Here is a 13043-nt window from a genome sequence, read left to right as displayed (position 1 = left end):
GCCGTTTTTTATATTCAGGGAGATTATTGTGTCTCAGCCTTGTCCCTGTGGTAGCGCTGACGAGTATAGCCTATGTTGTGGTCGTATTGTGTCCGGAGAACGAGTAGCACCCGATCCGTCACATCTCATGCGCTCTCGTTACTGCGCTTTTGTGATGAAAGACGCAGATTACTTAATTAAGAGCTGGCATCCAACCTGCAATGCGGCCGCGTTTCGTGATGATATCATCGCCGGATTTGCCAATACCAGGTGGCTCGGCCTGACTATTTTTGAACATACCTGGTCAGAAGCAGAAAATACAGGGTATGTTAGTTTTATCGCGCGTTTTTCCGAACAAGGGAAAACCGGGGCGATTATCGAACGTTCTCGTTTTATCAAAGAAAACGGTCAGTGGTATTATATTGACGGTACCCGCCCGCAGTTGGGTCGAAATGATCCCTGCCCGTGCGGTTCAGGCAAAAAATTTAAAAAGTGCTGCGGCCAGTGACGCCTGACAGTATCGATACAGCAAACACTCTCAACAGGATTTTTCCGGCAATGCAATCACTACAACGTAAAGTTCTGCGTACTATTTGTCCCGATCAAAAAGGCCTTATCGCGCGGATTACCAACATTTGCTATAAGCATGAGCTTAATATTGTGCAAAACAATGAATTTGTTGACCATCGCACCGGACGCTTTTTTATGCGGACCGAGCTGGAAGGCATCTTCAATGATTCCACTCTTCTGGCCGATCTGGACAGCGCCTTACCGGAAGGCTCTGTTCGTGAACTCAATCCCGCCGGACGCCGTCGGGTAGTGATTCTGGTTACTAAAGAGGCGCATTGTCTGGGCGACCTGCTGATGAAAGCCAACTATGGCGGGCTGGATGTTGAAATCGCCGCGGTCATTGGCAACCATGAAACATTACGCTCGCTGGTTGAACGTTTTGAGATCCCTTTCGAACTGGTCAGCCATGAGGGATTAACGCGTGAAGAGCATGACACGAAGATGGCGGACGCCATTGATGCCCATCAACCGGACTATGTGGTGCTGGCCAAGTATATGCGTGTTTTGACGCCAGGTTTTGTGGCGCGCTTCCCGAACAAAATTATCAATATCCACCACTCATTCCTGCCGGCGTTTATCGGCGCGCGTCCTTATCATCAGGCCTATGAGCGCGGCGTGAAAATCATCGGCGCTACCGCGCACTATGTGAATGATAATCTGGATGAAGGTCCAATCATCATGCAGGACGTGATTCACGTCGATCACACCTACACCGCAGAAGATATGATGCGTGCCGGGCGCGACGTCGAGAAAAACGTATTAAGCCGCGCGCTGTATCAGGTTCTGGCGCAGCGGGTCTTTGTTTACGGCAATCGGACGATTATTCTTTAATCGTCAGTAATATGAATTGATTAGCTTTAATCCGTTACGGATGAAAAGTACGCAAACAGTTCATTTCAGGCAAAGGAATGCTTTACAGCGGCGTGTCATTTGATATGATGCGCCCCGCTTCCAGAAAGGAAGCGGGCCAGTATTAAGCATTACCCCGTGGTGGGGTTCCCGAGCGGCCAAAGGGAGCAGACTGTAAATCTGCCGTCATCGACTTCGAAGGTTCGAATCCTTCCCCCACCACCATTATTCACTACAGCGATGTAGTTAACTCGATGAGCAATGCAGAAGTTTGCACTTATCGGGGAAGGGTGAGAACCTTCGATTAAGGTTCGACTCGAGCGAAAGCGAGAGAACGTTGCCAACGGCAACGGCCCGTAGGGTGAGGAGCGAAGTGACAAATAATCCTTCCCCCACCACCATCTTCAAGCTTTACCTACAATTTGAATTACCCCTGGTGGGGTTCCCGAGCGGCCAAAGGGAGCAGACTGTAAATCTGCCGTCATCGACTTCGAAGGTTCGAATCCTTCCCCCACCACCATCACTTCCGTCGCGTATCTTATCCCCGCTAAGCACAGTGTCTCATATCTCTCCGTACGGGAAGGATGAGAAGCTTCGACCAAGGTTCGATTCGAGCGCAGCGAGAAAGCGTTGCCGCAGGCAACGACCCGAAGGGCGAAGCGCGCAGCGCTGAGTCATCCTTCCCCCACCACCATCACTTCCGTCGCGTATCTTATCCCCGCTAAGCACAGTGTCTCATATCTCTCCGTACGGGAAGGATGAGAAGCTTCGACTAAGGTTCGATTCGAGCGCAGCGAGAAAGCGTTGCCGCAGGCAACGACCCGAAGGGCGAAGCGCGCAGCGCTGAGTCATCCTTCCCCCACCACCATCACTTCCGTCGCGTATCTTATCCCCGTTAAGCACACTGTCTCATATCTCTCCGTACGGGGAAGGATGAGAAGCTTCGACTAAGGTTCGATTCGAGCGAAAGCGAGAAAGCGTTGCCGCAGGCAACGACCCGAAGGGCGAAACGCGCAGCGCTGAGTCATCCTTCCCCCACCACCATGACTTCATAAGGCACCAATTTCAAATCAATCAGCACTGCCCCGTATCCTTACCCCACAGGCAGACTTCACACCATGGCGCCATGGCTTATTGGTTATCTTATCAATACTTCTTCCTGGCAATCTTTTTCGCCTCCTTTGACTGGTTGATTTTTCGCCTGATGAGATCAAAGGCGGCATATGTCTCGCTAAGTTGATCTGGGGTAAGCGTTCCCTTGAGTCGGTTTCTTTCGGCAATGAGCGCTGAACAATCATCCTTAGATTTTTCCGTATATATACTTGCCATGTAATACCAAATATAGGCCTGCTTATTATCTTTAGGCACCCCCTGGCGCCCATGAGCATAAATTTCCCCAAGCGCTGATTGTGCCGGAGTAAACCCCTGCTCTGCCGCTTTAAGGTACCACTTCAGCGCATTCCGACTATTTTCAGGCACGCCTCTTCCCGTGCTATATGCTACGCCAAGCTGATATTGCGCTTTCGCAAAATCCTGTTTTGCTGCTTTTCGATACCATGCGATAGCCTGTCTGTCGCTTTGCGCGACGCCGCGACCAAATGCAGACATGATGCCCAGATGCGTTTGCGCAGCAGGCAGCCCCTGGCGAGCGGCTTTGCGATACCACGCCAGCGCCTGTTGGTAGTCCTGAGAAACGCCCTCACCCTGCATAAACATCACGCCGATCGCATCCTGCGCCTCGGCCAATCCTTGCGCTGCGGCTCTGCGATACCACTCCAGCGCCAGGTTGTGATCTTTCAATAAGTGATAACCGTTGTAATACCATACGCCAAAATTGTACTGTACCTTTGCCATCACGCGTTGCGCTGTTTTTCGATACCACGTCTGAGAGTGAACCCGGTCAGCGGGATGCGCTTTATCATAGAGCGCATTCAGCGGAATGTGGCCTGGCGTATAGCTGCCTGGTATACCTTCATTAAGCCAGTAAACTGCCTGACGATAATCCTGAGGCACGCCTTCACCATAAAAATAGGCAACGCCGAGATAAAGTTGCGCGGGGTAGTACATATTTTCCGCCGCTTTACGCATCAAGATCGCCGTTTGCTGATAATCCTGAGGAACGCCCTGACCGTGGGCGTACATTACTCCAAGCTTAAATTGTGCTGACGAAGCTGAACCCTGTCCGCGGACAACGCCCGCATCATTGGTTGGAGAGGCGGCTTTTCGATACCACTCCAGCGCTAGCTGGGTATTTTGGGGAAACCCATCGCCATACATATAGGCGTCACCGAGGATTTCTTGCGTACTACTATCCCCTAGCTCTGCCGCCTTGCGATACCACTCCAGCGCTTTTTGTCGACTAAGTGGAAAATTTTCACCATAGTTGTAATGATAGCCAAGGATGAAATAGGAAAAATCAGAACCTTGTTTACCCGCTTTCTCCAGCCATTTAATGGCTAGCTTATAATCAGGCTTAACATATCGCCCCTCCGCATACCAGCTTCCAAGCGAGAACTGCGCGCTTTCATCTCCTTGTTCCGCTTTTTGCTCTAATTCCTGAACGTACTGGCATTCTTCCGAGTCGGGGGGATAGCGCTCCTCGCAGACAGCAGCGTGAGCCATTTTTGAAATAAATATATTTAATATTAATATTTTGAAAATTGATGAAAAACGCATACAACTATCCTTATTGTCGTTTATGGCGTGATTATATGCTGCATCATCCTTTTTCTGCTTACAAAAAACTCGCACAGATGCTGAATAAACCCAGAAACAAAGAGTACGGATTCAGATGCCAGACATGGCAGATCCGCTGTAAACGAAACAAGGCGGCGGTCGATAAGGCATTGATGCCGCATTCCGGCTAACAGCCATAAAAAAAAACCCGCCGAAGCGGGGTTTAGGGCATTGAGAGAAAATCAGTGACGTGCACGAACAATCTGGTATTTGCGGGTCAGGTACTCGACCGGCACGCTCCAGATATGCACCAGGCGCGAGAATGGGAATAACAGGAACAGCGTCATCCCCAGTACCAGGTGCATACGGAAGATAAAGGCCACACCGTCCAGATGTGCGGATGCGCCACCGTGGAAGGTCACAACTGACTGCGCCCACCCGACCAGCTTCATCATTTCACTCCCGTCCATATGCTGGGCGGAAAACGGAATGGTCAGCAGGCCCAGCGCGCACTGAATCACCAGCAGCGAGAGAATCAAAATATCTGCGCCGGTAGTGGTGGCGCGGACACGTGGGCTAAACAGACGACGCTTGAGCAGTAAAATACCGCCAACCAGTGTCAGCACGCCGCAGGCGCCGCCGGCAATCATCGCCATCTTCTGCTTCACGTCGACCGGCAGAAAAGCTTCATACATCCAGTGCGGCGTTAACATGCCCAGGAAGTGACCGGCGAAAATACCCAGAATCCCAATGTGGAACAGGTTTGACGCCAGGTTCATTCCTTTGCGATCCAGCATCTGACTGGAAGCCGCCCGCCAGGTGTACTGGCCGTAGTCGTAACGTAACCAGCTACCGATCAGAAATACCGATCCGGCAATGTACGGGTAGATATCAAAGAAGAACATATTCAGGAAGTGCATTAGTGCTGTCCTCCGGTGGTGATATTCAGATATTGCGGCGCCACGGCCCCGGCAAAACGACGCTGGTGAGCGGAGATTTCCGACTCGCCACACCCTTGATCGGCGAAGAATTTCACCTGCTCTTCTTCCCAGACCGCATCCAACGCCTGCGGGGTATCATCACGTGCTTCATTCGCAATTTTTTCAGCCACTTTATCGCTGTCGATAACGGTATTCGCCAGTTTTAACAGCAGATCGAACAGCACCGCATAACGGCTGTCACGCTGTTGCAAACGTGCGCTGAGCAGCGCCAGAATCGGCGCGATATCCTGTAAACCCCCTAACGCTTCACTTTTCGGCAATTGCGCAAGGTATTCCAGATACAGCGGCAGATGATCGGGAAGTTCGCGGCTGTCGAGCTGCAAACCGTGCTGCTCATACTGTGCCATCAGGTCAACCATCGCCTGACCGCGATCGCGGGATTCCCCGTGTACATGTTCAAACAGCAGCAGCGATGTGGCGCGACCACGGTCAAACAGTTCACTGTAGGCGGCCTGTACATCCAGCATGTCCTGCGCGGTTAAATCGCGCAGGAAAACGCCCAGAGTCTGGGCATCCTCTTTATCCAGGTTCTCAGATGACGCGAGCGCATCGAACAACTCCTGCTGATGCTGCCACAGGGCAGCATCCGGGTACTCGAGCAGACGCGAAACAATGACGAGTTCAATCATGCGTGCGGCTCCGTTTTGCTGGTCACATCAACAGCGTCGATGCGGCGGCTGTTGAACAGATTGAATTTGGTATCAGACCCGTGGCAACCATCGCCGAAGGTAAAGCCACAACCGCTTTTCTCCGGGAATGCGTCACGCGCCAGTTCACGATGGCTGCTCGGCACCACAAAGCGATCTTCATAATTAGCAATTGCCAGGTAACGATACATTTCCTGCGCCTGGGCTTCGCTTAAACCCACCTCTTCCAGCGCGCGGGTATCCACTTTACCGTCTACGGTTTCCGCACGTTTGTAGTGACGCATCGCCAGCATCCGTTTCAACGCCAACAGTACCGGCTGGGTGTCGCCAGCGGTCAACAGGTTCGCCAGGTACTGCACCGGGATACGCAGACTGTCTACATCCGGCAGAATACCGTTGCTGCCCAGTTCACCCGCGTCGGCTGCAGACTGAATCGGTGACAAAGGCGGCACGTACCAGACCATCGGCAGCGTGCGGTATTCCGGATGCAGCGGCAGTGCCAGCTTCCAGTCCATCGCCATTTTGTATACTGGCGATTGCTGCGCCGCATCGATCACGCTCTGCGGCACGCCGTCCTTCAGCGCCTGCTCAATGACAGCCGGATCGTTTGGATCGAGGAACACGTCCAGTTGACGCTGGTACAGATCTTTTTCGTTTTCCGTACTGGCGGCGCTTTCAATGGCATCTGCGTCATACAGCAGTACGCCAAGATAACGGATACGGCCCACGCAGGTTTCCGAGCAAACGGTCGGCTGACCGGCTTCGATACGCGGGTAGCAGAAGATGCACTTCTCAGACTTGCCGCTCTTCCAGTTGAAGTAAATCTTCTTGTACGGGCAGCCGGTGATGCACATCCGCCAGCCGCGGCACTTGTCCTGGTCGATCAGCACGATGCCATCTTCTTCACGCTTGTAGATAGCACCGCTCGGGCAGGTCGCCACGCACGCCGGGTTGAGACAGTGCTCGCACAGGCGCGGCAGGTACATCATGAAGGTGTTTTCGAACTGGCCGTACATCGCCTTCTGCATGTTTTCGAAGTTCTGGTCTTTAGCGCGTTTTTCGAACTCGCCGCCCAGAATCTCTTCCCAGTTTGGCCCGCTGGTAATTTTGTCCATCCGCTGGCCGGTAATCAGCGAGCGCGGACGCGCGATCGGCTGATGTTTGCTGCCTTCCGGCGCGGTATGCAGGTTCTGGTAGTCGTAATCAAACGGCTCGTAGTAGTCGTCGATGCCCGGCAGATGCGGGTTAGCGAAGATTTTACCCAGCAGCAGCGCCCGGTTGCCCATGCGCGGCTGTAGTTTGCCGTTGATTTTGCGGATCCAGCCGCCTTTCCATTTTTCCTGATTTTCCCAGTCATTCGGAAAACCAACGCCAGGCTTACTTTCTACGTTGTTGAACCACGCGTATTCCATACCTTCGCGACTGGTCCAGACGTTTTTACAGGTGACTGAACAGGTATGACAGCCGATGCACTTATCGAGATTCAGCACCATGCCGACTTGTGAACGAATTTTCATTTTACGCTCTCCTGTACCTGGTCATTGCCTTCGCCATCCAACCAGTTAATGTTCTTCATCTTACGTACCACCACAAACTCATCGCGGTTGGAGCCGACGGTACCGTAGTAGTTAAAGCCGTAGGCTAACTGCGCATAGCCGCCGATCATATGGGTCGGTTTCGGCGTAATGCGCGTCACCGAGTTATGAATACCGCCGCGCTGCTGGGTAATTTCCGACCCCGGCAGGTTTACGATACGTTCCTGCGCGTGGTACATCATGGTCATGCCCGCCGGTACACGCTGGCTGACCACTGCGCGTGCGGTCAATGCGCCGTTGCTGTTGAAGACTTCGATCCAGTCGTTATCTTCAATGCCCAGATCTTTGGCGTCGGTTTCGCTCATCCATACAATCGGGCCGCCACGCGACAAGGTCAGCATCAACAGGTTATCGCTGTAGGTCGAGTGGATACCCCATTTCTGGTGCGGCGTCAGGAAGTTGAGCGCCTTCTCCGGATTACCGTTGGATTTACGCCCCATCACCGCTTTCACCGAGCGGGTGTCGATCGGTGGGCGATACACCAGCAAACTTTCGCCGAAGTCGCGCATCCACTGGTGATCCTGATACAACTGTTGGCGACCAGACAGCGTACGCCATGGGATCAGCTCGTGAACGTTGGTATAACCGGCGTTATAAGAAACGTGCTCATCTTCCAGACCAGACCAGGTCGGGCTGGAGATAATTTTGCGCGGCTGGGCCTGAATATCGCGGAAGCGGATTTTCTCTTCTTCTTTATTGGTCGCCAGATGCGTATGGTCGCGACCGGTAAACTCGCTCAGCGCCGCCCAGGCTTTCACCGCCACCTGACCGTTGGTTTCCGGCGCTAACGTCAGGATCATCTCTGCCGCGTCAATCGCCGTGTTGAGCATCGGCTGGCCTTTCGCCGGACCGTCCGCTTTGGTGTAATTAAGCTTACGCAGCAAGTCCATTTCGCTTTGCGTGTTCCAGGCAATCCCTTTCCCGCCGTTGCCGATTTTCTCCATCAGCGGGCCGATAGAGGTAAAGCGTTCGTAAGTCGCCGGGTAATCGCGCTCAACGGTCATGATGTGCGGCGCGGTTTTCCCTGGAATCAGATCGCATTCGCCTTTTTTCCAGTCTTTCACGTCCAGCGGCTGCGCCAGTTCAGCGGCAGAATCGTGCTGGATCGGCAACGTCACGACGTCAGTCTCTTTACCCAGGTGGCCTACACAGACTTCGGAGAATTTCTTCGCAATGCCTTTGTAGATTTCCCAGTCACTTTTCGATTCCCAGGCCGGATCTACGGCGGCAGACAGCGGATGAATAAACGGATGCATATCCGAGGTATTCATATCGTCTTTTTCATACCAGGTGGCGGTCGGCAGTACGATATCGGAGTACAGGCAGGTGCTCGACAGGCGGAAGTCCAGCGTCACCACCAGATCCAGTTTGCCGTCCAGGCCATTGTCACGCCATTCCACTTCTTCCGGCTTCACACCGCCCTGTTTACCCAGATCCAGCCCCTGAATACCATGCTCAGTACCCAGCAGATATTTCAGCATGTACTCATGGCCCTTACCGGAAGACCCAAGCAGGTTAGAACGCCAGATGAACAGGTTACGCGGGTGGTTTTTACCGTTTTCCGGCTGCTCGGCGGCAAAGCGAATCGAACCCTCTTTCAGGGATTTGACGGTATAATCTACCGATGTCATACCGGCTTTTTCCGCTTCACGCGCAATATACAGCGGGTTAGTGCCTAACTGCGGCGCCGACGGCAACCAGCCCATACGCTCGGCGCGCACATTGAAGTCAATCAGATGACCGCTATAGCGGGATTTGTCCGCCATCGGCGACAGTAATTCCTCGGCGGTCACCGTCTCGTAGCGCCACTGGCTGGAGTGGTTATAGAAGTAAGAGGTGCTATTCATGTGACGCGCCGGACGCTGCCAGTCAAGGGCAAACGCCAGCGGCTGCCAGCCGGTCTGCGGACGCAGTTTTTCCTGGCCGACGTAGTGCGCCCAGCCGCCGCCGCTCTGACCAACGCAACCACAGAACACCAACATATTGATCAGCCCGCGATAGTTCATATCGAGGTGATACCAGTGGTTCAGACCGGCGCCAACGATAATCATTGAACGCCCGTGCGTTTTGTCCGCGTTATCGGCGAATTCCCGGGCGATACGGATGATCTGCGCCCGCGGCACGCCGGTGATCTGCTCGGCCCATGCTGGCGTATATGCTTTGGTATCGTCATAACTGGCGGCACAATTTTCATCGTTCAGGCCGCGTTCCAGACCATAGTTAGCCATGGTCAGATCGTAAACGGTAGTGACTAACGCTGAAGAACCATCGGCCAGTTGCAGACGTTTTGCCGGCAGTTTATGCAGCAGGACGTTATCCAGCGCCACATGATTAAAGTACTCTGAACCTTCGCCGCCGAAATACGGGAAGCCCACGTCAGCAATCTCATCCTGGCTGCCCAGCAAGCTGAGCTGCAATTCAGTTTCTGCACCGGTAGTCCCGTCGCGCTGTTCGAGGTTCCATTTGCCTTTTTCACCCCAACGGAAACCAATTGAACCGTTTGGCGCCACCATTTCACCGTTGCTGTTGATAGCGACGGTTTTCCATTCCGGGTTATTTTCCTGCCCCAGCGAATCAACGAGATCGGCAGCGCGCAGCATACGACCTGCGGCATAATAACCATCACGCTCTTCAAGCATCACCAGCATTGGCATGTCGGTATAGCGGCGGACATAATCGGTGAAGTACTGGCGCGGGTTGTCGAGGTGGAATTCGCGCAGCATGACGTGGCCCATCGCCAGCGCCATCGCCGCATCGGTCCCCTGCTTCGGCGCCAGCCACAGATCGCACAGTTTGGCGATTTCAGCATAGTCCGGCGTCACCGCGACGGTTTTGGTGCCTTTGTAACGTACTTCGGTAAAGAAGTGGGCATCCGGCGTACGGGTTTGCGGCACGTTAGAGCCCCAGGCGATAATATAGCTGGAGTTGTACCAGTCAGCGGATTCCGGCACGTCGGTCTGCTCGCCCCAGGTTTGCGGGGAGGCTGGCGGCAGGTCGCAGTACCAGTCGTAGAAGCTCAGGCAGGTACCGCCAATCAGTGAAAGATAACGTGCGCCGGAAGCGTAGGAAACCATCGACATCGCCGGGATGGGTGAGAAGCCCGCGACGCGGTCAGGGCCATAGGTTTTCACGGTGTACACGTTGGAGGCGGCGATCAGCTCGTTCACTTCCTGCCATGAGGAGCGAACAAAGCCGCCACGACCACGCGCCTGTTTGAAGCTTTTGGCTTTATCGGCATCTTCAATGATGGAGGCCCATGCCTCTACCGGATCGCGATGCAGTTTTTTCGCCTCGCGCCACATCTTCATCAGACGTTTGCGCATCAGCGGATATTTCAGTCGGTTAGCGCTGTAGAGATACCAGGAGTAGCTTGCGCCGCGCGGGCAGCCGCGAGGTTCATGGTTTGGCATATCAGGACGGGTGCGCGGGTAATCGGTTTGCTGTGTTTCCCAGGTCACCAGACCATTTTTGACATAAATTTTCCAGCTACAAGAACCGGTGCAGTTCACCCCATGGGTTGAGCGCACAATTTTGTCATGCTGCCAACGTTGGCGGTATCCGTCCTCCCAGTCCCGGTTTGTTTCGAGAAGCTGGCCGTGCCCATCGGCAAAGGTTTCGCCCTTCTGCTTGAAGTAGCGAAACCGGTCCAGGAATTTACTCATCGGGTTTCTCCTGTGTGGAACCTTACGGCTCTCTGATAAATCGACATTGCTTAACTAAGGGCGAAGGTAACGCGCTGAATGGGCGTGAGAATTGATAACGATCAAGGCGGGCAGGGATGCAAATGGCGCGCAAACCTCCTGCATACTCCTTTTGGAGGAGGAGTTTTATTTATATATATTACTGATTTAATTACATAAAATTAAATTTACGCACGACATGAATGTTAAATTTTCAACAAGTGGGTATTAAGGGGTATCCCCCTGGATGACCGATAAAGATGTGCGTGGTTAGCCCTGCCGCGTCTCTCTTCTTGATTATAAGTATGTTGTAACTAAATACAGATAAAAAAAAGCGCGGTCTAACGCCGCGCAAAGGATAATCAAAAGTTACTTTTTATTTTTAGAATGACGTCCATATACCGCCCAAGTAATAACGACGCAGGCGATATAGAAAATAAGAAAGACTTTCATCGCGCCGACTGGAGAACCGGTTAATGCTAAAGATGAACCAAACGCTTTCGGAATAAAAAAGCCGCCAATCGCGCCAATCGCGGAAATAAAGCCCAGCGCCGCCGCCGTATCAGTTGCCGCTTCACGCATGGCTCTTTCTTCCGACCCGCCTTCCGCTTTTACCCGGTCCATTGTCAGTTTACGGAAGATAACGGAGATCATCTGGAAGGTAGAACCACTCCCCAACCCAGCCGTCAGGAACAGCGCCAGAAATACCCCGTAGAACGCGATAAAGCTACCGCCAACGCCGCCAGTAGGTAATGTCAGGAACAGCAGACCGCTGAAAATCGCCATCAGGACAAAGTTGATAAGCGTGACGCGAGTCCCCCCCAGACGGTCAGAAATTGCGCCGCCTGCCGAACGCGCCAGCGCGCCGATAAACGGACCGAAAAACGCATAATGCAGGATCTGCACATCCGGGAATTGTGTTTTAGACAGCATAGCGAACCCCGCGGAGAAACCGATAAACGATCCGAAGGTCGCCAGATACAGCAGACTCATGATCCACAGATGACCACGTTTGAGCACCGGCAGTTGCTCTTTTAGCGAGGCCTTAGACGTCGCCAATTCGTTCATGCCGAACCACGCTGCCAGCGTAAAAATGGCCAGGAAAGGCACCCAAATCCAGGCCGCGTTCGCCAGATAGAGCTGAGAACCGTCCGGCTGCTCTACACCGTGGCTACCAAAGGCGGCAAAGATAGAGAGCGAAACCACCAGCGGCGCAACCAGCTGCATCACGCTCACGCCCATATTGCCCAGACCGCCGTTCAAACCCAGCGCGCCGCCCTGCTTTTGTTTAGGAAAGAAAAAGCTGATGTTCGCCATACTGGAGGCAAAGTTCGCGCCGGCAAAACCACACAGCAAGGAAATAATAATGAAAGTGCTAAATGGCGTACTGGTATCCTGAACGGCAAAGCCTAACCATACGCAAGGCACGATGAGGATACCGGTACTGAACGCTGTCCAGCGACGTCCGCCAAATAGCGGCACCATAAAGGAGTAAGGCACCCGTAGCAGCGCGCCGGAAACAGATGGCAGCGCAGTCAACATAAAGAGCTGATCGGTCGTAAAATTAAATCCCACTTTCGGCAGGTTTACCGCCACTGCGCTAAATAGCATCCAGACGCAAAACGCCAGCAGTAAACACGGGACAGAAATCCACAAATTACGGCTGGCGACACGATGGCCGCGCTGCTGCCAGAACGCCGGATCTTCCGGACGCCATTCCGTGATAACAGCGCCAGTTGCCCTTTCCGGGGCGGATGAGTGACTCATAGACACCTCTGATTCTTGATTTGATGTCTGCCACATTAGGGTTTACTGCCGAAGGTAAGTTGATATAAATCAAAGGAAAAGTCGTCATCACCGGCGACTAAAAAGCGTTATTACCCTTAATGAGTAGGCTATTTTGGTAAAAAAGCTGTGGTTTTTCACCATGCTGTGTCTGTCTACTCCTTCCCGTCGCAGATACCTCTCTACGGCGGCAATTAAGGAGTAACTCGTTATAGGTATGGGTATACTCCGCTGTATCGTTGAGAATAGCGGCACAGCCGA

General features: G+C 53.2%; 8 protein-coding genes, 2 tRNA genes and 4 other RNA genes. 8 read left to right on the top strand and 6 right to left on the bottom strand.

The window, feature by feature from the left end; translation table 11 throughout:
* Positions 1-28 precede the first annotated feature (28 nt).
* The 8 genes from ACH0VJ_RS00845 to ACH0VJ_RS00810 all read left to right on the top strand — a co-directional run bounded on the left by ACH0VJ_RS00845 (position 29) and on the right by ACH0VJ_RS00810 (position 2442).
* Positions 29-487 carry a YchJ family protein gene (locus tag ACH0VJ_RS00845; RefSeq protein ID WP_001540172.1) on the top strand — a complete coding sequence of 153 codons (459 nt, stop codon included), beginning with the start codon at positions 29-31 and terminating at the stop codon, positions 485-487.
* Positions 488-537: 50 nt separating this feature from the next.
* Positions 538-1380, top strand: a complete 843-nt coding sequence (purU, locus tag ACH0VJ_RS00840; protein ID WP_001191156.1) for a formyltetrahydrofolate deformylase — start codon at positions 538-540, stop codon at positions 1378-1380.
* A 158-nt stretch (positions 1381-1538) separates the two neighbouring features.
* A tRNA-Tyr gene (locus tag ACH0VJ_RS00835) sits at positions 1539-1623 on the top strand.
* A gap of 44 nt (positions 1624-1667) precedes the next feature.
* Positions 1668-1799, top strand: a non-coding RNA gene (locus ACH0VJ_RS00830) — RtT sRNA.
* Positions 1800-1833: 34 nt separating this feature from the next.
* Positions 1834-1918: transfer RNA gene (locus tag ACH0VJ_RS00825), tRNA-Tyr, on the top strand.
* A 43-nt stretch (positions 1919-1961) separates the two neighbouring features.
* Positions 1962-2092: non-coding RNA, RtT sRNA (locus ACH0VJ_RS00820), on the top strand.
* A gap of 43 nt (positions 2093-2135) precedes the next feature.
* Positions 2136-2266: non-coding RNA, RtT sRNA (locus ACH0VJ_RS00815), on the top strand.
* A 44-nt stretch (positions 2267-2310) separates the two neighbouring features.
* Positions 2311-2442, top strand: a non-coding RNA gene (locus ACH0VJ_RS00810) — RtT sRNA.
* Positions 2443-2544: 102 nt separating this feature from the next.
* Here the strand turns inward: ACH0VJ_RS00810 and ACH0VJ_RS00805 are convergent.
* From ACH0VJ_RS00805 to narK, 6 genes are all read right to left on the bottom strand, one after another.
* Positions 2545-4074 (bottom strand): tetratricopeptide repeat protein, encoded by a 1530-nt coding sequence (locus ACH0VJ_RS00805; RefSeq protein ID WP_001212722.1) that lies wholly within the window; start codon positions 4072-4074, stop codon positions 2545-2547.
* Between the two features lie 242 nt (positions 4075-4316).
* A complete protein-coding gene (narI, locus tag ACH0VJ_RS00800; protein WP_000545594.1) occupies positions 4317-4994 on the bottom strand; it encodes a respiratory nitrate reductase subunit gamma in 678 nt (225 codons plus the stop codon).
* Complete coding sequence (gene narJ, locus ACH0VJ_RS00795; RefSeq protein ID WP_000571668.1) at positions 4994-5704, bottom strand: nitrate reductase molybdenum cofactor assembly chaperone; 711 nt, start codon at positions 5702-5704, stop codon at positions 4994-4996. The genes narI and narJ overlap by 1 nt, the downstream gene beginning before the upstream one ends.
* Entirely contained in the window at positions 5701-7239 is a 1539-nt protein-coding gene (gene narH, locus ACH0VJ_RS00790; protein ID WP_000702615.1) for a nitrate reductase subunit beta, read from the bottom strand. Before narH ends, narJ begins: the two co-directional genes overlap by 4 nt.
* Complete coding sequence (locus tag ACH0VJ_RS00785; RefSeq protein ID WP_079833553.1) at positions 7236-10979, bottom strand: nitrate reductase subunit alpha; 3744 nt, start codon at positions 10977-10979, stop codon at positions 7236-7238. Before ACH0VJ_RS00785 ends, narH begins: the two co-directional genes overlap by 4 nt.
* Positions 10980-11366: 387 nt before the next feature.
* The gene (narK, locus tag ACH0VJ_RS00780; protein ID WP_000019850.1) at positions 11367-12764 is read right to left on the bottom strand and encodes a nitrate transporter NarK; all 1398 of its coding nucleotides are present in this window, start codon (positions 12762-12764) and stop codon (positions 11367-11369) included.
* Between the last annotated feature and the right edge of the window lie 279 nt (positions 12765-13043).

It is taken from the genome of Salmonella sp. 2020_1459 (assembly GCF_043847915.1).
Taxonomy (GTDB): Bacteria; Pseudomonadota; Gammaproteobacteria; order Enterobacterales; family Enterobacteriaceae; genus Salmonella; species Salmonella enterica.
The sequence above is the reverse complement of the archived record's forward strand: the minus strand, read 5'-3'. Positions and strand labels throughout refer to the sequence as shown.